This is a genomic window from Silvibacterium bohemicum (assembly GCF_001006305.1).
Taxonomy (GTDB): Bacteria; Acidobacteriota; Terriglobia; order Terriglobales; family Acidobacteriaceae; genus Silvibacterium; species Silvibacterium bohemicum.
The window spans coordinates 284,655-308,366 of the sequence record NZ_LBHJ01000004.1 but is presented as its reverse complement, the minus strand read 5'-3'; the positions used below and the strand labels follow the sequence as shown (position 1 = coordinate 308,366).

17 protein-coding genes are annotated in these 23,712 nt (G+C 58.2%); 11 read left to right on the top strand and 6 right to left on the bottom strand.

All coding sequences use genetic code 11. The features are described 5' to 3' along the window. Positions 1–210: 210 nt before the first annotated feature. Entirely contained in the window at positions 211–1,728 is a 1,518-nt protein-coding gene (locus XX99_RS11960; RefSeq protein ID WP_050059623.1) for a DUF4139 domain-containing protein, read from the top strand. Positions 1,729–1,869: 141 nt separating this feature from the next. Here XX99_RS11960 and XX99_RS11955 read toward each other — a convergent pair whose 3' ends face one another. Then, positions 1,870–2,421, bottom strand: coding sequence for a fasciclin domain-containing protein (locus XX99_RS11955; protein WP_050059622.1), 552 nt, complete (start codon positions 2,419–2,421; stop codon positions 1,870–1,872). Between the two features lie 240 nt (positions 2,422–2,661). Between XX99_RS11955 and XX99_RS11950 the strand changes: the two genes are divergently transcribed. From XX99_RS11950 to XX99_RS11920, 7 genes are all read left to right on the top strand, one after another. Continuing rightward, positions 2,662–3,186 (top strand): DUF2127 domain-containing protein, encoded by a 525-nt coding sequence (locus XX99_RS11950; RefSeq protein ID WP_231581298.1) that lies wholly within the window; start codon positions 2,662–2,664, stop codon positions 3,184–3,186. Positions 3,187–3,546: 360 nt separating this feature from the next. Then, positions 3,547–3,990: a division/cell wall cluster transcriptional repressor MraZ gene (locus XX99_RS11945; RefSeq protein ID WP_050059620.1), complete on the top strand. Its 444-nt coding sequence runs from the start codon at positions 3,547–3,549 to the stop codon at positions 3,988–3,990. Positions 3,991–4,011: 21 nt separating this feature from the next. Next, positions 4,012–4,926: a 16S rRNA (cytosine(1402)-N(4))-methyltransferase RsmH gene (gene rsmH, locus XX99_RS11940; protein ID WP_050059619.1), complete on the top strand. Its 915-nt coding sequence runs from the start codon at positions 4,012–4,014 to the stop codon at positions 4,924–4,926. Positions 4,927–5,220: 294 nt separating this feature from the next. Further along, positions 5,221–5,736 (top strand): FtsB/FtsL family cell division protein, encoded by a 516-nt coding sequence (locus XX99_RS11935; RefSeq protein WP_050059618.1) that lies wholly within the window; start codon positions 5,221–5,223, stop codon positions 5,734–5,736. Positions 5,737–5,841: 105 nt separating this feature from the next. Next, positions 5,842–8,223 (top strand): penicillin-binding transpeptidase domain-containing protein, encoded by a 2,382-nt coding sequence (locus XX99_RS11930; protein ID WP_231581296.1) that lies wholly within the window; start codon positions 5,842–5,844, stop codon positions 8,221–8,223. A gap of 73 nt (positions 8,224–8,296) precedes the next feature. After that, positions 8,297–9,805, top strand: coding sequence for a UDP-N-acetylmuramoyl-L-alanyl-D-glutamate--2,6-diaminopimelate ligase (locus tag XX99_RS11925; RefSeq protein WP_050059617.1), 1,509 nt, complete (start codon positions 8,297–8,299; stop codon positions 9,803–9,805). Further along, positions 9,802–11,193, top strand: coding sequence for a UDP-N-acetylmuramoyl-tripeptide--D-alanyl-D-alanine ligase (locus XX99_RS11920; RefSeq protein ID WP_050059616.1), 1,392 nt, complete (start codon positions 9,802–9,804; stop codon positions 11,191–11,193). Before XX99_RS11925 ends, XX99_RS11920 begins: the two co-directional genes overlap by 4 nt. Positions 11,194–11,201: 8 nt before the next feature. Here XX99_RS11920 and XX99_RS11915 read toward each other — a convergent pair whose 3' ends face one another. Next, a complete protein-coding gene (locus XX99_RS11915; protein ID WP_050059615.1) occupies positions 11,202–12,605 on the bottom strand; it encodes an amidase in 1,404 nt (467 codons plus the stop codon). After that, the gene (locus tag XX99_RS11910) at positions 12,602–15,979 is read right to left on the bottom strand and encodes an FG-GAP-like repeat-containing protein (RefSeq protein ID WP_082125572.1); all 3,378 of its coding nucleotides are present in this window, start codon (positions 15,977–15,979) and stop codon (positions 12,602–12,604) included. Before XX99_RS11910 ends, XX99_RS11915 begins: the two co-directional genes overlap by 4 nt. A gap of 109 nt (positions 15,980–16,088) precedes the next feature. Here XX99_RS11910 and XX99_RS11905 point away from each other — a divergent pair, with 109 nt between their 5' ends. From XX99_RS11905 to XX99_RS11895, 3 genes are read left to right on the top strand one after another with little or no spacing between them, the layout of a single operon-like run. After that, positions 16,089–17,198, top strand: a complete 1,110-nt coding sequence (locus tag XX99_RS11905) for a polysaccharide biosynthesis protein (RefSeq protein ID WP_050059614.1) — start codon at positions 16,089–16,091, stop codon at positions 17,196–17,198. Beyond that, on the top strand, positions 17,195–18,352 hold the full coding sequence (gene neuC, locus XX99_RS11900) for a UDP-N-acetylglucosamine 2-epimerase (RefSeq protein WP_050059613.1): 1,158 nt from the start codon (positions 17,195–17,197) through the stop codon (positions 18,350–18,352). The genes XX99_RS11905 and neuC overlap by 4 nt, the downstream gene beginning before the upstream one ends. 16 nt (positions 18,353–18,368) lie before the next feature. Then, the gene (locus XX99_RS11895) at positions 18,369–19,484 is read left to right on the top strand and encodes a DegT/DnrJ/EryC1/StrS family aminotransferase (RefSeq protein WP_050059612.1); all 1,116 of its coding nucleotides are present in this window, start codon (positions 18,369–18,371) and stop codon (positions 19,482–19,484) included. Between the two features lie 17 nt (positions 19,485–19,501). On the opposite strand, the gene moaA is transcribed toward XX99_RS11895, so the two are convergent. From moaA to XX99_RS11880, 3 genes are all read right to left on the bottom strand, one after another. Continuing rightward, a complete protein-coding gene (moaA, locus tag XX99_RS11890) occupies positions 19,502–20,554 on the bottom strand; it encodes a GTP 3',8-cyclase MoaA (protein ID WP_082125510.1) in 1,053 nt (350 codons plus the stop codon). A gap of 88 nt (positions 20,555–20,642) precedes the next feature. Beyond that, positions 20,643–21,485: a class I SAM-dependent methyltransferase gene (locus XX99_RS11885; protein WP_050059611.1), complete on the bottom strand. Its 843-nt coding sequence runs from the start codon at positions 21,483–21,485 to the stop codon at positions 20,643–20,645. A 9-nt stretch (positions 21,486–21,494) separates the two neighbouring features. Next, positions 21,495–23,669, bottom strand: a complete 2,175-nt coding sequence (locus XX99_RS11880; RefSeq protein WP_231581295.1) for a beta-galactosidase — start codon at positions 23,667–23,669, stop codon at positions 21,495–21,497. Positions 23,670–23,712 lie beyond the last annotated feature (43 nt).

The window sequence follows — 23,712 nt, the reverse complement described above, 5'->3', positions numbered from 1 at the left end:
GCCTTACACCATACACAAATCGAGGTATCGCCCGTCTATTGACCAGGACGAGGTTCATAGGGTGAACACTCCTTGAGGTTTCATGGCGATGTCATCTCATCCAGGATTGCGGGTGCTGCCTGTCTCGCCTCTGAGACATGGGCGCGATGTCGGACCAGGGACAGCCGTTCCCCAAACAAACCTGTATCCTACGGTGTCTAAAGCAATGCATTGTGGAGGTGTGGTCTGAAAGCAAAGGCTCTCGCTGTCTTTCTCCTTGCTGTTTCGATTCCCGGATTCGCGCAGCATAACCAGACCGCAGACTCTTCTCCGGCCAATCAAGCCACCGGCACTTCGCTGACGATCTACAACAGCGATCTGGCGGTCGCACGAACCATGATTGATCTTGATCTCAAGCGGGGAAGCAGCGAGGTGACTACGACCCAGGTAACCCGGCAACTAGAGCCGGATTCAGTTGTGCTGCGCGACCCGAGCGGCAGCAGGGTGATTGACATCCTGGAGCAGAATTACGATGCTGCCGTGATCGATCAGGATGCGCTTCTGCGCCATTTTGAGGGGCAGACAATCGATTTTCAGAACCTGCTTTATCGAAGCGACCAGGAAGGCCAGCGGCTGGTGACGACTCCGGGCAAGATTGTGCGCGCTCCCAGTCCCGGCATCTCCCCGATGATCGAGGTTGACGGTAAACTGCAATTTCAGCTCCCCGGTATACCGGTTTTCCCCGCTTCGATTGACGGCCTGCTGCTTAAGCCGACCCTGCGTTGGCAGATTTTTTCCGACAGCGCCGCGCATTTCCCCGCCGAACTCAGTTACCTCACCCACGGTTTCACGTGGAACGCCACCTACAACGTCGTTGCTTCAGGCGAGGAAGCCTCCACCTCCGGCGACGAAAGGATGGATATGGTCGGCTGGGTGACGATCAGCAACAATAGCGGCACCGATTTCACCGATGCGAAAGTGAAGCTGATGGCAGGGAACGTTGCGACAGCTCCGCCTCCGCCTCGACCGATGTTCCGCGCAATGGCTGGAATGTTAACGATGGATCAAGCTGCGCCATCGCCTGTGACTCAAAAATCCTTCGACGACTTCCACCTCTACGACCTGAACCGCCAGGTGACGCTCAAAGACCGCGAGACCAAGCAGATCGAGTTCATTCGAGCTTCGGCGATTCCCGTTACTCGCAGATACATCTACGACGGCGCCGAGAATTTACCCGGCCCCATCGGCGAAGGCGTCTACACACAATTGGAGTTCGGGTCTGCCAGCGGCAAGCAGGTGCATGTAGAGCAGGAATTCATCAATAGCAAGAAAAATCATCTCGGCATGCCGCTGCCAGCGGGGACCATGCGTTTTTATCGCCGCGATGCCGACGGGCAAATGGAATTTGTCGGAGAAAACGCTATCAATCACACGCCGGAAGATGAAAAGGTCAAGCTCACCACAGGCAGCGCCTTCGACGTGACCGGCGAGCGCAAGCGGACCAATTTCAAAGTCAATAACCAGGAGCATGTCATCGACGAGTCCTACTCCATCACCGTCAAGAACGCGAAGGACAAGCCCGTCAACGTCGACGTCGTCGAGCACCTCTTCCGCGCGGCCAACTGGGATATCGTCGAAAAGAGTATTGCTTTTGAAAAGCGGGACAGCTCCACGATCGCCTTTCCCGTCACCGTTCCCGCTCACAGTAGCCAGGACGTTTCCTACACTGTCCACTACAGCTGGCAATGATCCCATGGCATCCGGATCGGAAAGAGAGCTTCCGGGGTGAAGGACCAGGTGTGATTCCAATCGCTTGCGGACGCATAGCATTTCTGACGGCAAGGAAAGGTCCCGCAGCCTGAGTTGCGGGACTTCCGTTTTGGGACAACATTAGTTAGGCATCAAGACCGAATCGACGACGTGAATTATGCCGTTCGACTGATAGACGTTCGCAATCGTAACCGTCGCCGTGCCACCCTTTTCGTCGGTCAGGATGATCTTGCCTCCGTCTGTGCTTGCCGTGAGCGTTCCGCCTTCGACCGTCTTCAGCTCGGCTTTTCCGCCACCAGCCTTGATCTGCTTCATCAGGTCCTTGGCGGTTACCTTGCCTGCAACCACATGGTAGGTCAGGATCTTGGCCAGCTGGTCTTTGTTTTCAGGCTTCAACAGCGTATCGACGGTGCCTTCGGGGAGCTTCGCGAATGCCTCGTTCGTTGGCGCAAAAACGGTGAAAGGGCCGGCGCCTTCGAGCGTCTGCACCAGACTCGCCGCTTTCACCGCAGCGACAAGCGTGGTGTGATCCTTCGAGTTCAGAGCATTTTCGATGATGTTCTTGGTTGGATACATCGCCGCTCCGCCTACCATTGGATCTTTCTGAGCGTGTGCCGAGGCTCCAGCCAGACAGAGAACGGACGCCAGCGTGATTGCGTAATACTTTTTCATAGGAAATCTTCCTTTCGAGGTTTTGTCGGGCCCTGAATACTTCCGCGAGAGGTACGGCTGGACTTCGCTCGTGGATGGCTTTCCGGTTCGGGGATTTGATTAATCGGAATGGTCTTTTTCGGGCGTGCACAATTCTTGGCGGTCTGTTGATGCGCTCATAAAGCGCCGTAAGCGGTTATCCTAGAGAGAACCCCTTCTCGCCGGTTGGCACGCAGGTCCGCGAGCTAGAATTTGAATTCCATGTCCGCTTCTACCTCGATTGCAAAACACGGGCGAGCTGCTTCCTCAACGGTTTCCTCCATGGACCGCTGGGTTATGGCCATTGGCGCGCTCAAGATGGTCGAGGCGCTGCTGTGCATTCTGCTGGGCATTGGCGCAATCAAGCTGCTGCACAAGGATCTGGTCGACGAGGCCACGCGCATCATCACCGCTCTTCGCCTCGATCCCGAAGGCCGATTCGTCAATCTCGTGTTGGACAAGATCGCGCTCATCAGCCCGCACCGCCTCAAGCAGATCAGCGCGGGGATCTTTTTTTACGCGGGGCTGCACACGCTGGAGGGAACCGGCCTGATGCTGCGCAAAAAATGGGCGGAATACGTGACTCTCATTCTGACGGCGTCTTTCTTGCCGTGGGAGCTTTTCGAGCTCATCCGCCGCTTCACTTGGATCAAAGTTGTTCTCACCCTGATCAACATCGTGGTGGTGCTATTCCTGATGTTCTATGTTCGGATGCGAGAAGAGCAAAGAGCCCGCTCCGAGGATTGAAAAATCGGAATAGTTACAACTTTGGTGGAATACGGCTTACCTTGAAGTGTAGGATCTGGCAAGCTCCATTACGAAGGGAAGAATCAATTCTATAAACACCACCATGTGGTGGTCTTGCCAGGAATTTAGCGCTAGATATAGGGCTTTCTTCCGAGGTTCCCGGCGCTCTCACCGAGCTTTTCCCGCTAATTTCTGAATCCACAGCTTTTCCGCTTTGACGCGATCCATCGCTGCGCTACGATTGTGGACGAAAGGGGTCAAAAAGGGGCCAAAGTGGCTCTTGATGACCTCGAATCGACCTCCTCTAGGACGCTGTGGAAAGATGACACGTCCGGGACAGGAAAGGCAATGTGAACTTCCATGTTTCGCGGCAATCACCCAACTCGAGTCGACGAAAAGGGGCGCCTCAAGCTCCCGGCCGACTTCAAGCGGGTAATCGACGAGAAGCAGTATGGCGACAAGTTTTACATCACGAGCCGGGACGGAGTGGATGCTGAAATCCACCCGATGAAAGAGTGGGAAATCATCGAGCAGAAAATCGCAGCGATTCCCAACTCCAATCCGGCCAAGAAAAAGTTGATGAATTACATCAACTATTACGGCCAAGCCACAGAGATGGATACGCAGGGAAGAGTTCTATTACCCCAGATCCTGCGTGAGAAGACGAACACGTTAGGCGATGTATTGGTTTTCGGCATGCACACGTTTCTCAAGGTCACCAACCGCGGGAGCTTCGAGAAGCAGATCGATGAAACGCCGATGACCGCGGAAGACGAGCAGATGCTCGAAAGTTTTGGGCTGTAAACAACCCCCAAGGGGGAGCGCATGACAGAACGTGAACGCCATGTGCCGGTTCTTTTACAACAAGCGATCCGATACCTGAATGTGCGCCGGGGCGGCACCTATGCAGACGCCACCCTGGGACTCGCAGGACATTCGAGCGCCATCGGGCGGCTGCTTGGTCCCCAGGGCAAGCTGATTGCCTTCGACCGCGACCCCGAAGCCATGGCACTGGCGAAAGCCAGGCTCGAGCAATTGCGAGAAGAGCTCGGCCCGGAGATGCCGGAAGTGATCCTGCACGATGTCGAGTTTTCGCAGGCCGCCGAACTTCTCGAACCGGCCAGCCTCGATGGGCTGCTAGCCGATTTCGGCGTGAGCTCGCTGCAGTTCGACGAAGCGCATAGAGGATTCAGTTTTCAGGCGGACGGCCCCTTGGAAATGCGGATGAATCCGCGCCAGGGCGTCTCCGCCGCACAAGTGGTAAATCAGATGGACGAAAAAGAGCTCGCCGATCTGATTTACGAATTCGGAGAGGAAAGGAGGTCGCGGAGAATCGCCAGAGCCATTGTCAGGGCCCGGCCGATTACGACGACGGCAGAATTGGCCAGAATCTTATCGGCCGCGGCCCCGCCAATGAAACATGACAAATTCCGTCATGCAATTCATCCGGCAACGCGGACCTTTCAAGCTCTTCGAATTTACGTGAACGACGAGCTGGAAGAGATCGAATCATTGCTCAGTGCAGCCCCCCGGTTACTGAAGCCCGGTGGACGCCTGGTGGTGATCAGCTTCCACTCACTCGAAGACCGCCGCGCCAAAGACGCCATCCGGCTAGGCGCGCAGCAGGGAATTTATGAAGTGCTCACCCGCAAGCCGGTTATTGCGGAAGAAGAGGAAACGGATCGCAATCCGCGAGCTCGAAGCGCGAAGTTAAGAGCAGCGGAGAAAAGCCAGGTGTAGGAGACAGGGTAGAGGGTGTAGAGATTTTGACTGCACCCTGAACCCTATCCCCTACACCCTAAATATCGGGTCTGGGTCGTCCTACCGCAGCAAACGGCGAAAGACAAAGCGTACGACGAGCCCCGTAAGACCCTCCCCGAACGTCAGCGGCCCAGGCCCGGTCGCAAGTGGGAGAGAACAGCTTCTAGCTGGAAAAGCTGTGTAAGACAGAGATTGAGTTAGAGCAGCGGGATTGAAGTGAGCAGCGAGTCGGCTAAAGGCTAAAAGCTAGAAGCTGCCGACGGAGGAGGCATTATGGCGACACAGGCAATTGCGGCCCCCACAGGATTCGAGAGCATCACTCGCCGGTCGAAGGACTGGGCGGTGGAACGCAATCTTTCGCTGCTCGCGGCGCAGCAGCGCGCACGCCGCGGCCCCACGCCTGAGATCTTCTTCGTCAAGCGCTTCGACAACACGCGCTTGGTGAAGGCCGCCGATCCGGTGCGGGTCAAGGAGATGCGTCTCTTTGCCTGTGCCATGGCCGTCCTCTTCGGGCTCATCATGATGTACGGCTGGCAGCACCTCAGCTCCATCGAGTACGGCTATCGAATTGAAAGCGAGAAGCAGAAGCTGCAGCAACTGGAGGAGCAGAACCGGCAGCTCCGTCTGAACGAAGCGCAGCTTGGCGACCCCGCGCGCATCGATCACATGGCGCGCCAGCTCGGGCTCACCGCGCCTCAGCCGGGCCAGGTGGTCCGCCCCGATGCGGTATCCGATCCGAATGCGCCGGCGCTCGCAGAAGCCACACCCATATTTCCGTCCGTACGCTGAGAGGAAATGGTAATGATATAGGCCGTCGCTCCGACGGCTGAAGGGAGGAAGAATCGCGGCGATGTTCATTGACCCCAATCGTCGCGACTCTTCAAACCTTGTCGTATGAAACATCCCTCATCGAATCCGCCCATCCCACAAGCTGTTTCGAAGACCGGCGTGGTTACGCCGATGCGCCGCTTTCGCGTGCTCAATGTGCTCGTCTTCTTCAGCTTCTGGTGCATCCTCATTTGTGGACGGCTCTTCTGGCTGCAGGTAGTGTGTCACGGCGAATGGGTTGAGCGGGCCGCAAGGCAGCAGCAGCGCACGTTTGAAGTGGCTCCACGCCGCGGCGTCCTCTACGACCGCGATCTGCATGAACTGGCGATGACCGTTCAGGCCGATTCGATCTTTGCGGTGCCTTCGGAAGTCGGCGCCGATAAGCCGGAAGCTGCGACGGAGCTAGCTTCTCTTCTCCACACTGACCCGACCGACGGCTTCACTTCAGCGTCTCAGATTCTCGCCCGCCTAAATGCCTCACGCAACTTCACCTGGATTGCCCGCAAGCAGGACGCTGCGCTGGTGGCCAAAGTGAAGGCGTTGAACTTGAAGGGCGTCTACGAGGTCAAAGAATTCAAGCGTTTCTATCCGAATAATCAGATTGCAGCGCAGGTGCTTGGCTATGTCGGCATCGATGACAACGGCCTCGGAGGGCTCGAAGAAGATTTCGACGAAGATCTGCATGGCACGCCCGGCCGCATGCTCACCGCTGTTGACGCGCGCCGCCACGTTCTTGGCAGCGAAGAGCGTGAGCCGCTGCCTGGCGAAAATCTGGTTCTGACCATCGACGAAAATATCCAATTCATGGCCGAGAAGGCGCTCGATGCGAACATGGCACGCACGCATGCGTTGAACGGTACTGTAGTTGTACAGGACCCGCACACCGGTCAGATCCTTGCGTTGGCCGTGCGGCCGACCTTCAACCCGAACGACTTTCGCCACGCGACGACAGATTTGCTGAAAAACCTCGCGGTCAGCGATGTCTACGAGCCCGGCTCGACATTCAAACCCGTAACCTATGCGGCAGCGCTGGAGGAAAAAGCCATCACTCCGGACAGCATGGTGGATTGCGGTGGCGGGGCGCTCAACATTGCCGGCCACACCGTGCATGATGCTCCCGGCGAGCACTACGGAATGCTTCCGGCCTGGAAGGCCCTTGCGGTATCAAGCAACGTTTGCGCCATCCGCGTAGGACAGCGCGTGGGCGCGGAGCATCTCTACAAATACATCCGCGCGTTTGGTTTTGGAGACCGCAGCGGCATTGAACTGCCCGCCGAAACAAGGGGATTGCTGGAACCATTGCGTCACTGGGGTCCGGCCTCCATGGGCGCAATTCCCATGGGGCAGGAAGTTGCTGTGACGCCTGTTCAGATCGTCACCATGGTTTCAACCATCGCCAACGGCGGGGTCTACATGCCTCCACACATCCTGCTCAAGAGCACAGAGCTGGCGAAGGGCGATCCCCAGCTGAAGCCCGCGGCTTTCCATCCCGACATCAGCTTGCCCGACCCGTTGCCGGAGGGCGCAAGGCGCGTAGTTTCGGAACTGACCGCCGCCCAGTTGCGAAAAATGATGGAGGAAGTGGTGCTCATCGGCACCGCGCACGACGCCGTTCATCTCAACGGATACAGCGCGGCGGGCAAGACTGGGACGGCCCAGAAGATCGATCCTCGTACCCACACTTATTCGAAGACCAACTTCGTCGCCTCGTTCGTCGGCTTCGCGCCGGTCAACAATCCAGCGATTACCATGGCGATCGTGATGGATTCGCCAGAACACAGCATGCACTTTGGAGCGCAGGCCAGCGCGCCCGTGTTCCAGGAGTTGGCCCAGCAAATCCTCGAATATCTGAGCGTGCCGCACGACGAACCACTCAAGTCACCGGCCGTACTCGCAAAATTGCAGACCCCCGTCGCAAGCGACGAAGATGAGCCTCAGCCTCACGTCGACGATCTTGATTTGCTCTTCGCCGAGGTGAACAATCTGCCCGCAGATGACCCGTTGCGCGCGAATCAGCCAGCACAGGAACGCGCGCCAATTTCAAAGAGCGATCTGGCTCGAGCCTCTGCGCAATCCGGCAATCAGCAAGCCACTTCAATCCCGTCCGCGCCCGCAGGCGCACCTCCGGCACTCGATGCGCATCTGCTGAAGGCCAAACTGGAAGAAGAGAACGCAGAAGCAGCCAAAGCGGCAGATACTTCAGCGCCGCTGGTTGCACCCACTGCGCCCCCGCCTCCGAATGCGGCTGGAGGCGTAGTGCTTGCCGCGGGAAAGCGCATTGCCGTGCCCTCCTTCACGGGTGAGCCGGTGCGCAAGGTCATCGAGCAGGCCGGAGGCATGGGGCTGGGCGTCCAGGTCCTCGGTTCAGGAATCGCCCGCGATCAGGCGCCCGCCGCCGGGACCATGGTCCTTGAGGGAACCGCCGTAGTGGTTCGTTTCGTTCGCTAAAGGAACGCTATTCTTGAAGTCCCCGACGGTACTGTTGGGCAATCGTATCCACATCGATTAATCTCGAACTGAAATGACCTTCAACGACGTTATCGCCGGCATTGAGATCGTGCGCCGGAGGGGAACCGACACCGAGATCGCCGGCGTCGAATACGATTCGCGCCGCGTCGGACCGGGCTCGCTCTTTGTCGCCATGCAAGGCGAAACGACGGACGGCAATCGATATGCCGGCAAAGCCATCGAGCTGGGAGTCGCAGCGATTCTTACCGACTCTGCCGAGGCCTTCGACGACATAGCGCGGCTGCATCCGGAGTTTCCGATCGCAGAGATTGCCCATGGAAGGAATGCTCTGGCTCTGGCCTCGGCGAGTTTCTTCGGGCATCCTGAACGCAAACTCAAGCTCACCGGTATCACTGGAACCAACGGCAAGACCACCACGGCATTTTTGCTCGACGCCATTCTCAACCATGCCGGCCGCAAGACCGTTCTGGTAGGGACCATCGAATATCACGTCGCGGGATCAGTTCGTCCATCGCCGCACACTACGCCGGAATCGCGAGACCTGCTCGAATTATTACGCGAAGGTGTCGATGCCGGAGCCTCAGAAGCGGTGATGGAAGTTTCCTCGCACGCGCTGGCCCAGGGTCGCGTCTACGGCATCGCTTACGACGTCGCGATCTTTACCAATCTCACGCGCGATCACCTCGACTTTCATCGCACCATGGACAACTACTTCGCGGCCAAGCGTCGTCTCTTCGATGGATCGCTCTTGCATCCGCCACGTGAGGCGGTCATAAACATCGACGATCCCCACGGTGCGGAGCTGGCAACGGTCGCTCGCGAGGCTGGCGCAGAAGTATTTTCCTATGGCCTAAATGCCGGCGAGTTTCGCGCCGAACGGGCTCAGATGAGTGCATCGGGCATGACATTCACGCTGCAATCCCCATACGGCCAAGTCGAAGTTCGCACGCGCCTCACCGGAAAGGTGAATGTCTACAATCTGCTCGCAGCATGTGCCGCCGCTACAGCGCGTGGGCTGTCTCTAGAAGAAATTCGCTCAGGAGTCGCCGCTCTCGCTTGCGTGCCGGGACGCTTCCAGACGGTAGATGAAGGCCAGCCCTTCACGGTAGTCGTCGATTACGCTCACACGGATGACGCTCTTCGCAACCTTACTGCGCTCGCGCGGGAATTCGTAACCACGACAGGTGGGAAAGTGATCACACTGTTCGGCTGCGGCGGCGATCGTGATCGGGCTAAGCGGCCTCTGATGGGAAAAGCTGCGGGTGAGGGCAGCGATTTCGTTGTGCTTACCTCGGACAACCCACGCAGCGAAGATCCCCAAGCCATCCTTCAAGACGCCTTGCCAGGACTGGCCGCCACCCACACGCGCTATGCCGTCGAAGCGGATCGCGCCGTTGCTATTCGTCTCGCCATACACGAAGCGAAGGCAGGCGACATTGTCCTGCTCGCCGGCAAAGGGCACGAGAAGACGCAGACCATGCAGGGAAAGACCATTCCATTCGATGACGCGGAAGTCGCAGCTGCAGCACTCCGCGAACTTCGCAGCCAGGGGAGCCGATGAAGCTCGAACTCTTTCAGATCGCACAATGGTGCGGCGCAGAGATTGTCGGCGCCAATTCCGATGCCATCAGCGCGACAGGCTACTCCATCGATTCCCGCACCCTTCAGCCGGGAGATCTTTTCTTTGCTGTGAGCGGGGAGAAATTTGATGGGCATGATTTTGTAACAGCGGCGATAGCAAAAGGAGCGGTCGCCGCCGTTGTCGCCCCGGGCAGCCTCGACAAACTCGGCGCCCGGATCGCGCCCTTGCTGGTCGTTGCCGATCCGTTGGCCGCCTTACAGCGGCTTGCTGCCAGCGTACGCCGCCACTGGGGCAAACGCGTTGTCGGTATCACCGGATCTGCGGGAAAGACCACAACCAAGGAAGCCATTGCCACCGTTCTCGGCGCACGGTTCAATGTGCTCAAATCGCAGGGCAATCTCAACAACGGGTTCGGCTTGCCTCTGCAACTCCTGAAGCTCCAGCCGGAGCACGATATTGCCGTTATCGAGATGGGCATGTCTGCCGCCGGTGAGATCGCGGCTCTCGCCAGGATTGCGGCTCCAGAGTGGGGCGTGGTGACCAATGTCGGCAACGCGCACGCCGAGTTCTTTGCCGACGGAGTCGCTGGGGTGGCGCGCGCCAAATACGAGCTTGTTCAAGCGTTGCCGGAGCACGGCATCGCATTTCTCAATTGCGACGACCCTTTCGTTTCGCAATTTGGCCGCGACTTCACTGGCCGCGTCGTTTACTTCGGCCGCGGACCTTGCGCCGATCCTCGTGCGGAATCGATCGAATCGTTGGGAACCGAGGGCGTTCAGGTTCAGTTGCGATCGGGAGAATCAAAGGCCGCCCTCCATTTGTATCTGCTGGGTGAACACAATGTCTCCAATGCCCTGGCTGCGATAGCCGTTGGAGTCGCCAACGGTATTCCGCTCGAAACCTGCTGCGCAGCGCTCGCGGAGCTGCAGCCCGATGAGAAGCGTGGACGAGTCGTCACTATTCGCGGCGCAAAAGTGATCAATGATAGTTACAATTCCAATCCCGAGGCCCTCAAAGCCATGATTGGCACGCTTGCGGCGATTCCGATTGCCGCCGGAGGCCGCCGCATTCTGGTAGCCGGAGAGATGCTTGAGCTGGGAGCGCAGTCGACGGCGCTGCATGCGGCTTGCGGGGAAAAAGCGGTCGAGTCGGGCATAGACGTATTGATCGGAGTGCGCGGGTTCGCGAAGAACATCACCGAGCAGACGGCGGCGCATGGCATCCCATCGATATTCTTCGAAACGCCCGAGGAAGCAGGCGAATGGCTGCGGCAAAATCTTGGAGCCGAGGATGTGGTTCTGCTGAAAGCCTCTCGCGGAGTTCGCCTCGAACGCGCTCTGGATGTGCTGCTCCACGATCCCGCGTAGTAATTCTGCTAAAGATTTATGAGTGGCGGAGCACGAAACCCGAACGCGCGTTCTACGCAAGCAGCAACTGCCAATACTAGTTCGTCTTCGAAGGCACGGCCGGCAATCTGCACGCCAATCGGTAACCCGTCTTTCGAGCTTCCAACTGGAACAACAGCCGCCGGAGCTCCCAGGAGATTGAACCACTGCGTATAGCGCATGGCGTCGAGATAGCGGACTATCTTTCCGTCGATCTGCCACGCGCGCTCACCGTGCTTGAATGCCGGAATGGAGCAAACAGGCAATAGCAGAATAGGGAACCGCCGCATCTCTTCCAACAGCTTGCCGCGCACGATGTCGCAGTGCGCCCACGCGTCCAAGAGTTGCGCTGCAGTGAGCGGCAGAGCCTCATTCCCAAGCTCAAGAAATTCGCGAAAGATGGGGCTCAGCTCCGCCTCGCGGCCGGTGATGGTAGGCGCATAGAACATCGCGCCGCACTGCATGAAAAACTTCCACCACAGCTCACGCGCCTCTTCGAGCGCGGCCGGACGAAAGCGCTCTACATGAAAGCCCTGCTGCTCGAGCGCCTGCGCCGCATTGCGCACCGCCGCACGAGTCTCGTCCGTTACCGGAATCAGTCCATCGTCTTCAAACCATCCGATGGGAATCCGCTTCGCGTCGTCCAAAGTTACATGTCGATAGGGGACGGGCGGGCTGACGGGATCGAGTATGTCTTGCCCGGCAAGCACTTCAAACAACAGTGAAACATCCGCAACAGTGCGCGCCATGGGGCCCACTGCCCCCAGGATCGAAAACGGACCGACACATGGCGGTACATGCCCACGTCCCGGAATACGCCCCGGAGTCGGCTTGAGGGCGCTGATGCCGCAGAAGTGCGCAGGTTCGCGGACCGAGCCGCCGCTATCGCTGCCAAGGCCTCCAGCCGACATGCCCGCGGCAATCGCCGCAGCCTCGCCTCCGCTCGACCCGCCCGACGAGTAGGCAAGACTCCACGGATTGCTTGTCCGCCCATAAAGCAGGTTGTCCGTTTCGTAAGCCATCAGAAACTCCGGACAATTCGTCGTGCCCAGCAGAGTTGCCCCGGCCGAGCGCAAACGAGATACCGCTTCCGCATCCTGCTCCGCGATTGCCCCGCGATGCAGAGCGCTTCCGATCTCGCAGCGATAACCCTGAACAGAGATGGTCGCCTTGACGCTGAGCGGCAAGCCCGCGAGTGGGCCACCCACGGTGCTCTTTTCGACGAGCCGAGCATGAGTCCGCACCTCATCCGCATCGAACTCGATGAATGCATTCAGTGCAGGATTCATCCGCTCGATCTGCCGGATGTGCTCCTCCGCCAACTCCAGCGCCGAAATCTTTCTTTGCTGAAGGAGCGCAAGTTGTTCTACCGCTGGAAGAATCGTAACCGTCATGGTTCCGTAATCGGTTGCGACACCGTCGGCTTGTAGTCGAACTGGAAGCGTTGGGAGCGATTTCCGGTCTCGAAGCGCTCGTCCCAGTTCAGCAAGTATTGAAGGGTATCTGCATTCTCAGGATAGTGCTCGGTCGCCGGATACGGGTACGTGCTCTCTTCGTGAAACGGCATCTGGGCGACAGTGAAAGGCAATATTTCGTAGAAGTCCATATCTTTCACGAAGCCATTCGCATAGAAGAAGTAATCTCGTTTCCAGTGAGCGGGGAGCGCCGGGAGTGTCTCGGCTGAAAACTCGGCGTCGATCTCCTCGCCGCTGCCGAAGATCACATACTTGTTATCCGGCTTATCCAAGAGCTGTGTCACGTTTCCATAGTGAGTGTAAGGTCCGCGCTGCCACTGGAACGGCCCGGTCTCACTGATCTTCTCGTAGTCATAGTGCAGGTCGCCCGGCGTCGCGCCGTCGATCTGTTGGGGATAACCGCGAAACGCCAGATGCGCCACACTTAGCGGCAATTCTGTTTCTCTCGTCTGCATCGCATTCTCCGGTCCGTTGTCCACCAGCACCTGATCCCAATAAATTTGGAGATTCGTCGCGATGCGAATCTTGGTAGCGCCCGCAGGCAGCTTGCCCGTCAGGTCGACGACGATGGTGCGCGGTAGTCCCGCTGGGAATCCCATGTCGTCCACGATGCGCTTCCAGCTGCCGTCCGGCATCTGCGCTTCGACATACGGAGGAATCGGCTCCAGACCTGCCTGCCATGCCGCATACATCGAGCTGGCGCTGAAATATTCGATGAACCCGTGCATGAATAAACGAATTGGATTGTCCGGAGTCCACTTGCCGACATCCAGAGTCAGCGTGTGCATATTTGCGTAACCGGCGTAGCTGAGATTATCGAAGTCTCGCACATATTGGTGGTCGCGCTTGGCGATCAGTGCCAGTACATCATGCCCACGATCATCCCAGGCGCCAGCTACTGGCCGTGTCTTCGCTGACGCAACTACTGCCTTGCCTGAAGCGAAGGGAGGCTCGCTGAGAAATCTCTCGTCCGGATAAGCGTCCGTGTTCTCCGGATGATCGATGGCCACCAATCGCAGCTGATCGACGAAGTTGATTTCTTCCATAAGCTCGCCAAAGCGCAGGCTCAGATAGCCGTTGCGCGGCTTCAATTGCGATCCATCCACCTTAATCCACTCATCGGGATCCGCCTGGTTTGTAGCCGCTGGAGATACCCAGTGCCCCACTACCGCCGCGCCAATCACATCCGAGATGAACTGATATTTCTTTCCGTCCCAAGCGAACAATACCGGACACGAACTGCCGCGGCGATCGAGCTCTTTCAGTGCGAGCGGCTTTGCGGCCGAGATGTCGATCTCATCCTGAGGCACTCCAGTGGGCCACAGCATGCGTACCACATCCACCTGCTCTGTTTGGCCCAATCCAGCAAGAATATCCGTCGGTCCCTGGCTCAGATAGCCTGCTCCGCCAGTAGCTTCAAACTTCTGCTCCTGCCCATTCGCAAAGACCTCGACCTTGGTTCCGATCGCGGTCTTGTTGTCTGCAAGACCGGTCAATGCGATGCGCAACGAGTGGTTTTTATTTCCGCCGACATTCTTCAGCACGGTTGCCGAACCATCGGCCTCGGTCACGATTAAGTCTGCCGCACCGTCGCCGTCGACGTCTGCTGCAATCAGAGTTCGGGGATTGCTTAAGTTCAGTTTTGTCGCGCCGACCGCAGCGCTCACGTCCTCAAATCCCTCTGGTCCGCGATTGCGAAAGATACGCAGCCCTGGTCCCGTAGAACTTTGGACGATCGCAGCGAGATCGATCCATCCGTCGTTATCAATATCAATCGCCGTCAGTCCCCACGCGGCGGTAGCATCCTTAATCGGCAAGGGAACGCGTTCAAACGCCTTCCCATCCACGTTGCGCCATAGGCTGATGCCAGGCGCACCCGCATGCGTCACCGCAATATCCATCCATCCATCTTTGTTGAAGTCGAAGACCGCCGCACCGCGCGTCGGCGAGAGGGTCGCATCCGAATATAAAGACATCGGCTTGAACTTCCCCTCGCGCTGATTGAGGTAGATGGCGGGTGAGCTATCCGCGCCGGTGACCACCAGATCGATGGCGCGGTCGTTGTTGATGTCGGAGAGCGTAGCTCCCGCGGTGCTTTCCTTGCCGGAGAGACCCGTCAGTCCCGTCCACTCGGTAAAGGTGGAATTGCCGTTGTTTCTCCATAACACGCTGGGCCCAGCGGCGCTATTCGTCGCTGCTCCAGTCACAAATAAGTCGACATCCCCATCGTGGTCGAAGTCCAGAAACAGTACTCCGGCCGGCTTATTTAACTGTTGAATGCCCACAGCCTTTGTCACGTCTTCGAATCTTCCCTTGCCAAGGTTGTGGAAGAGCGCCACGCGATCGCTGAAGGCAATTGCGAGGTCGGGAAGCCCGTCGCTGTCGTAGTCGCCGACGGCACAGGCAATGGCTTGTCCGCTCGTCCGCAGCCCCATCGGCGCGGCTGGCGTTTCGGTGAACTTCCCGCTCGCATCGATCTCATATATTCGTATCGCACGTTCGCCTGAGCCGAGCAGGATGAGCTCTTTGCTGCTTGAGCTGTTGATGTCGAATAAACATGCGCCAGAGCCACGCGGCACTGACGTACTTTCTGGAGCAGGCGAGATGGGTCCCGTAATCGCCTCTGCCACCAGGGTGACGGGAATCATCGGCCCCGGTTTAACCGGCGGCGCCAGCATGTTCTCAACCGTCGCATAACGTCCCTGTTCGCCGTAGGCTGCGCTCAGTGGGCTCGAAATCTTGTTTTCCGTCAGTTCCTGAAAGCGCTTCAAATGTTCCCGCGACGCACTCACATCTCCCATGCGCTGCAGCGCGCGGGCAAGTCCGAAATGTGCCGAGGCATGAATCGGATTTAGAGTCAGGGCCGCCTCGTACTCCTGTTTCGCGTGTGCATAGTCGTTAAGGCTGAGATAAAAAGAGCCCATGAAGTAGTGAGCATCCGCATCATTGGGATCGATCTTCACCACATGTTGCAGGTCATCGATCGCCAGCTTGGGATTGCCGCCGTTCAAGTGCGTCAGGCCAAGCGCATACCAGGTCCGCGCATTGTTGGGATCGGCGGCCGCGGCCTGTTTCAGCGCCTCTTCTGCATCGGGAATCTTCTGCAGATAGAGCAGCGCTATGCCCTTGTTTACGACCGGCACAACCGCTGAGGGATCAGCCGTGTGGGCTGCCTCGAACTTGGCCAGCGCTTTTTCCGTAAGCTGCTGGTTCATGAGCGCAACGCCGATATTGTTCAGCCTTGATGCATCGGCGGCTGTGCTCTGATCGACAGCGAGTGCCAAAGATGTCATCTGGAAGCAAGCGACGAGCAGAAAAAATTGGCGCAGGCGGGTTGAATTACGAAGAATTGTGGGTAACATCGTCGCGGCCAATTATAGAAGAGGGAAAAGATAGACTGGAATGATGCAGCAGGACCAGCCAAAGCAATGGGAATCGATCCTGGCGATGATTCCCGCTCCATCGGTGCCGATGCCTTTGCCGGAAAACATTGCCGGCAAAACCATCCTTATCACCGGAGCAGGCGGGTCTATCGGGTCGACGCTCGCCCATGAGATAAGTGAGCATCAGCCGCGCCGTGTCATCCTTTTCGATGCGTCTGAGCAGAGCCTCTATCGCATCGATCGGGACCTCCGCGCGCCTCATAATGCGGTTTTGGGCAGCGTCTGCGATCAATCTTTACTGGACGAACTTCTCGAACGATACCGTCCGGAGATTGTCTTCCACACGGCAGCCTTCAAACACGTACCGCTGATGGAACTCAATCCGTTTGCGGCTGCTCAAAACAATATCCTAGGAACTTTCACGTTGGTAAAAAGCGCAATCCGGCATCGCGTTCAACAACTGGTAGTAGTTTCCACCGACAAGGCAGTTGAGCCGGCCAGCATCATGGGTGCGTCCAAACGAATCGCGGAGCTGATCGTTCTTGCCATGCAGTCGGACGCGACCCGACTCAAGGCGGTGCGACTCGGCAACGTTCTAGGCTCTCAAGGCAGCGTCCTGCCGCTCTTCCAAAGCCAGATCGATCGCGGCGAGCCGCTCACCGTCACCCATCCGCGGGCCAGCCGCTATTTCCTCACCATGCAGCATGCTGCGCAATTGCTATTGCTCGCGCTTGGGGATGAATTTTCCACCGGCATCTTGGTGCCGATGCTGAGAGATCCGATCCGCATCGAAGAAATAGCCCGCCGCATGCTGGCCAATGTCAAGAATTCGCATCTGTCCGCAGTCACTTTTACCGGCCTAAGGCCCGGAGACAAGCTGACCGAAAAGCTGATCGCAGAGGACGAAGCGTTTCTAGCCGATAGTGAATCCCCGCTGCGTATGATTGCCAGCCCCACTGTACATCGGGAGGAACTTGTACACGCGCTCAGTGATCTGAAACAAGCCGTCCAGGATAGGAACTTGCCTCAGCTGCTGCGCATTGTTTCGCAACTTGTGCCTGCCTACCGGCCGAGCGAGGTCATTCAAGCCAACCTTCAGGAATATGCGACCGGGAGAATCGGTCGATGAAGCGCACTATTGCGGTAATCACCAGCTCGCGCGCCGACTATAGCCATCTCTATTGGCCGCTTAAGGACCTTGCCGCGCATCCCGATGTGGACCTGCGACTGATCGCCATGGCCTCGCATCTCTCGCCGGCCTTTGGATCGACGGTTCAAGAGATCGAGAAAGATGGCTTTCTGCTCGCTGGCCGCGTGGAATGCCTGCTTGGCTCTGATACTGATATCGGCATGGCCAAGACCATCGGCATTGCCGTGCAAAGCCTCGCCGATTTGCTCGGACGCATCCGCCCCGACATCCTTCTTCTCATCGCCGATCGCTACGAAATGCTCGCACCTGCCTCGGTTGCGCTGGCGCTGCGCATTCCCATTGCCCACATCGAGGGCGGCGAAATCAGTGAAGGAGCCATCGATGACGCGGTACGCAACGCGCTCACCAAGATGAGTCATATTCACTTCACTTCGACAGCTCAGGCTCGCGCCCGCGTTATCGCCATGGGAGAGGAGGAGTGGCGTGTGCATCGCGCCGGTGCGCCGTCGCTCGATCACTCGCGCCGCAGCACTCTTCTGAGTCGGCAGCAGTTGGAAGAGCGTCTGGGAATCGATCTTGCGCAGCCGCCTATCCTGGTTGCATATCATCCGGTGACGCTGCGCCGCGAAACTACCGAAGAAGCAGAAGCGTTGTTCTCCGCGCTCGAAAATGTAACCGATCGATTGTTCTTTTGCTATCCCAATGCCGATGCCGGCAGTCATCACCTCATTCAGCGGACAAGCGAACTCCTCGGCCACCGAGAGGGTTGCCGTGTCTTCGTCAATCTCAATGCGGTGACCTATTGGAGCCTCCTTCGCTGTGTGAAGATGCTGATCGGCAATTCCAGCAGCGGCATCATGGAGACTGCGTCCTTCGCACTTCCTACCGTCAATGTCGGATTTCGTCAGAAGGGAAGAGAGAGGGCGAAGAATGTTCTCGATGCCGCTCCCGAGAGCGCGGATATTCTCGAAAAAATGGCTCGGGCAGGCAGTGAGGCCTTCCGAAACTCACTTGCCGGCATGGAAAACCCTTACGGCGATGGTCATGCTACCGAACGCATCGTGCGTGTTCTTACTGAGATCCCGCTCGGCGATGGGCTGTTAATCAAGCGCGCTCCGGAGCTGCCAGTCTGATCGAAAATATATCGGTATGAAGATTCCACTCTCACAGCCCGACATCACCGAGGCCGAAATCGAAGCCGTCACTGCGGTGCTGCGCACGTCACGGCTTAGCCTGGGCCCGAAGCTCGAAGAGTTCGAGCATGCTATGGCATCCTATGTCGGCATGCCGCATGCGGTAGCCGTGAACTCCGGCACCAGTGGTCTTCATCTCTGCGTTCGCGCTCTCGGTATCGGCGATGAAGACGAAGTCATCGTTCCCTCCTTCACCTTCATCGCCGCGGCCAACGCTATTCGCTACGAACGGGCGCGGCCGGTCTTCGTCGACATCGAGCCGCACACCCTCAATCTCGATCCCGAAAAGATTGAAGCAGCAATTACGCCCAGGACGCGTGCCATTATGGCCGTGCACAGCTTCGGTGTACCGCTGCCGATAGATGCGATTCTCGCTATCGCTAAACGCCACGATCTTTTCGTCATCGAAGACGCCTGCGAGGCCGTTGGAGCAGAATACAAAGGATGCCAGGCAGGTAGTTTCGGCCACGCGGCGGTCTTTGCCTTTTATCCCAACAAGCAGGTCACTACCGGCGAAGGCGGGATGATCGTGACTGGCGACGTTGCCCTCGCTTGCAGGATGCGCGCTCTGCGCAACCAGGGCCGCTACGACTCAGACGATTGGTTTCAGCATCAGGAAATCGGCTACAACTACCGCATCTCCGAAATCAACTGCGCCTTGGGCATCGAACAGCTGAAGCGTATCTCAGAAATTCTGAGCAGGCGCGAAGAAGTAGCTAAAGCCTACCACCGCGAGCTCGAAGACATACGTGAACTGATTTTGCCGCCTATTCATGTTGCGGGCAGCCGGATCAGCTGGTTTGTCTACGTAGTTCGACTAGCTGGGAATTTCACCGCACACCACCGCGACAAGCTAATGAGCTATTTGCAAAGCGAAGGCATTGGATGTGCGCGCTATTTCGCGCCTATTCATCTCCAGCCCAGCTATGCGGAGTGGCGGGAGACCCATTTGCCGGTGACGGAAAGCGAGTCGGCTCGCACTTTGGCGCTGCCTTTCTTCAATCGCCTTTCGCAAGCGCAGATCTCCGAGGTCGGCAAGGCCCTGCGAAGTGGGCTGAGAATGCTCGATTAAGCAAGATTGGCGAAAGCTTAGCCGCCGATATGGACCATGCTGCGAGATGGTTTCAGAAAGCCCGGTTCGCCGATGTGGTGCCGGGCTTCTTTCATGGCCACGGTCCGGGCGATAAACAAGGCCAGATCCTCATCGCTCCCGCCACGCTGCATCACTCCGTAGATGTCGTGATCGGTCTGCGAAAAGAGGCAGGTGCGAATCTTTCCGTCGGAGGTCAGCCGGATTCGGCTGCAGGCTCCGCAGAACGCACGCGATACCGGCGCGATGATTCCGATCTCGCCGAGTCCATCGTCAAAGGTGAAGCGCACCGCGGTCTCTCCGGGCGTCGTTGGTGGCAGCTTCACGAGTGGACGAAAGTCTTCGAGCCGCGCGATTACTTCCGAATACGGCACCACGCTGTCGGGAGTCCACAGCCGGTCCTCTTCGAGAGGCATAAACTCGATGAAGCGGACGATGACGCCGTGCTCCCGCGAGAACTCTGCAAAGGGAACAATCTGGTTGTCATTGAAGCCGCGCAGCACTACGCAGTTCACTTTCACAGGACCTAGCTCTGCGCGTTGTGCCGCCTTGATCCCGTCCAACACGCGATTGAAACTGCCGGGAACTCGGGTAATCCGCGTGAAGGTGTCCGGATCGACGGCATCCATGCTTACGGTAATGCGGCTCAAGCCGGCATCTTTCAATCGCTGCGCCTGATCAGCCAGCAGATGCCCATTGGTCGTGATCGCCAGATCCAGCGGCTGGCCTTGTATGGTGCGCAAATCTGCTAGCTGGCGAACAAGATCTATCAGACCTTCTCGAAGCAGCGGTTCGCCGCCAGTCAGGCGCACCTTCTCGATGCCCAGCCCGACAAAGACCCGCACCAGACGCAGATAATCCGCAATGGGCAGCTCCGCATACTGCGCGCCTTCATTACCTGTCCGGCAGTAGACGCAGCGGTAGTTGCAGCGGTCGGTTACCGAGACGCGCAAGTCGGTGATGGAGCGCCCATGACGGTCGATCAGGCCTGTGCGGCGATCGCTCGATCCTTCGATCAGAGTGCCGTCAGACGAAGTGGCTAAAGCTTCCATTCCCTTATATCCACTCTATTGGATGCGGGTCTAAGTGGCTAGACTCGGTATCAGGAGCTCGCCGGGGCCGAACTCGCCGGCATTCGCGCTATCTCCAGGCGCAAAGCATCCGGCCGGATGCGCCCCGCACGCCAAGTTGATCCGAGCGGCCAGCGAAGTAGAGCGCGTTGATCTGATCCGACCCAATATCCTCAACGCTTCGGAACTCGGAGAGCTCCTCGCGAATGTGCTCCGGAGTAAAGAAGAGCTGGAAGGGCTCGTTCGCCAGCTGTACGCGCGCGGCCAGCGAATCACGGGCCAGCTGTTCGAGCGGGGGCAGCATCTCTCGTGGCTGGCCATAGTCCAGAACCACGCCGCTTCCTTCAGGTCTTGCGGCGAGAAACTTCACTGTGGAGCGAAATGCATCCAGTGTGAGATATGGCACCACGCCCAGCCACGCAAAGAAGGCTGGCGCCTGCATCTCGAAGCCTGCCCGCTCTAACTCCGTGTCCAGAGACTGTCGTTCAAAGTTGACCGGCACATGGTGAACATTGCCGGGGATAGAGATGCTGTTCTCCTGCAGCAGCTCGCGCTTCCACGCTTGGGTCGCGGGATGATCGACCTCGAAGACTCGCAACTGCGGATGCGGATTGCGATAGGCAAAGGTGTCGAGTCCCGCGCCCAGCAGCACGTACTGCGTTACGCCTGCGGCAACGGCGCGCGCCAGGTTTGCCTCTGCGTAGAGGCTGCGCGATACGAGAAACGCTCGCAGGCCTACGGAAAACGGCTTCTCCAGCCGGAATCGCGTGAGCGACAGCTCCTCGGCATATCTCTTGCCGAGAATCTGCACGGCGATCGGATCGGAAAAGACTACCGGCGAATCGTAGATCTGGTGCGCGGCCCGCCGTAAAGCTACGCGCAGTGCCGTTCGGGAAGGAAGTGCCTCGTCCATAAGGCATTATCAAGGCAGCGGCGCGTTCTCCTTCACAATGATCAGATCCCACGGGCCAATAGTCTCTGCCTGCCCTTGCGCGATGGAGTGCCCCGTCAGCAGATCGGTTCCTGCCGCGTAAGGATACGTGACGGAAGCGGAGGAGCTCGAATAGTTCAGGTAGTAGTGCATCTTGTGCCCATCGCGGCTGGCTCCATGCTTTACGCGCACTGAGGCAGGCAACTGCTGGTCAGGTCCCGTCAGACCCGCATTGCGAAGTGCATCCCGTACCACGGCTTCCTGCAGCTTGTCGGAGAGGACCGTCCCCTCGTAAGTAAGTGTTCCCGAACCGAAGTGGTTCGACGTAACGGCCGGCCAACGGCCGAAGAAGGGATGATCGTAGAACGCCAGCGGCTTCGCAGTCGTGGGCTGCAGAAACTCTGCCCAGATGCTCACCTGGTTTTCATCGCCGGCGTGAAAGGGATCGCCCTTCAGCGCCAAAGGCTTCTCCAGGTTCGAAAACTCCTGATAGGTGAATCCCGCGGCCTCGCGTAGCGGCCCGGGAGCCATCTCCCAACGCACCGCGGAGTTTTCATTCGCGAATCCGCTCTTGAAGGTCATCAGCACATGGCCGCCGTTGTGAACGTAGTCGGCGATCCTCTTCAACAGCGCATCGTCCGCGATATACAACGCTGGAACTACCAGCAGCTTATATTGCGAAAGTTCCGCAGAGGTCGCGCTGGGGAAGACGAAGTCGCATCCCACGTTTGCCATATAGAGTGAGTGATGAAGCTGGCTGACAAGGCTGCCATAGCTCCCACCGGCCTTGCCTGGAATCCATCCCGTGCTGTTCTGGCGTTCGATCGGCATGAAGCTGAGGCCGTTCAGCGAATCCACGCTATAGAGAATCGCCACCTGATTGCGGATCTTCATGTCGGCCAGCTGTGGTCCGATTTTCTTGAGCTCGTGCGCCACGCGCGAAACCTCGGCATACGCGCGATTCGGCTCCAGGTCGTGGCTCAGCACGCCCTTCCAGTAGGTCTCCTGCCCTGCGTGAATCGAGTGCCAGTGCCAATACTCGACCATGTTCGCGCCGCTCGAAACGTCGGTATAAACATCCAACCGCATCTGTCCGTCATACGGAGGGAACTGCCCCGCCGAATCCCACCCCAGGGTCTGTGCGTTGGTTTCGGTCACCAGATAATTCGTATGTTTGAGCGAGCGGGAGAAATCGCCTTGCAGGGCCTGCCATGCGCCATCCATGTGATCCTGCGTGCCGTGGTAGATGTTGTTGGCGACTACATCGATATTCGCCGCGACATCCGGCTCGTTTACGTCCGCATGCATCATGCCGCCGTAGTCCTGAGTGACGAACTGTCCCGGGCCGCGATTTTTGCGCACCAATTCCGCCTGCCACGCGAGATAACGGGTCACGCGAATCTGCTGCCAGCGTGTCCACTCCAGCTTGTAGCTCGTGCTGGTGGCATTGTCGCGCGTGGGCATGTCCGCCCAGTCGTTCACGTCCTCGCCCCAGTAATTCAGGAACCACGCTTGGTTCAGCGCATCGGTCGTGCCGAACTTTTTCTTCAGGTGATCGACAAACCCGGCGAAGACATCGGGATTCGAAGCTCCATAGGACGAGGTCTCGTTGTCGATCTGCCACCCGATCACCGTTGGATTGCCCTTGTAGTGGCTGACCAGGTTGGTAATCATGCGCTCGGCATAGAAACGGAACTTTGGATTGTCGTAGTCCATGTTCTGCCGCATGCCGTAGCCGACATAGCCATCGCCCAGCGGCCGCGCCAGGATTTCGGGATGCGCATGCGCCATCCATGTGGGAATCGAATACGTCGGCGTACCCATGATGACTTTGATCCCGGCCTTGCCCATGGCGTCCACCACGCGATCCATCCACGCGTACTCGAAATGGCCGTCGGTCGGCTCCCACAGGCTCCAGGTCGATTCGCCCATGCGTACCACGGTGATCCCCGCGGCCTGCATCAGCGCCACATCCTTCTCCAGCCGGCCCGGCTGCAGATCGGCGGGCATGTACTCCTCGTAGTAGGCCGCGCCATACAGAATCGTAGGCTGCGAAACATCCGGCGATCCAGCCTGTGCGGCGACGGAGCACGAAGATCCGAGCATTGCCGCGCCAACAAGTGCGGCGATACTCGCGCGGTATACGTTTCCTGAAAAGTTTGCCATGAATCTCCTGAAGAAAGCAGCTGCCCATTCTAACCGGGGATGA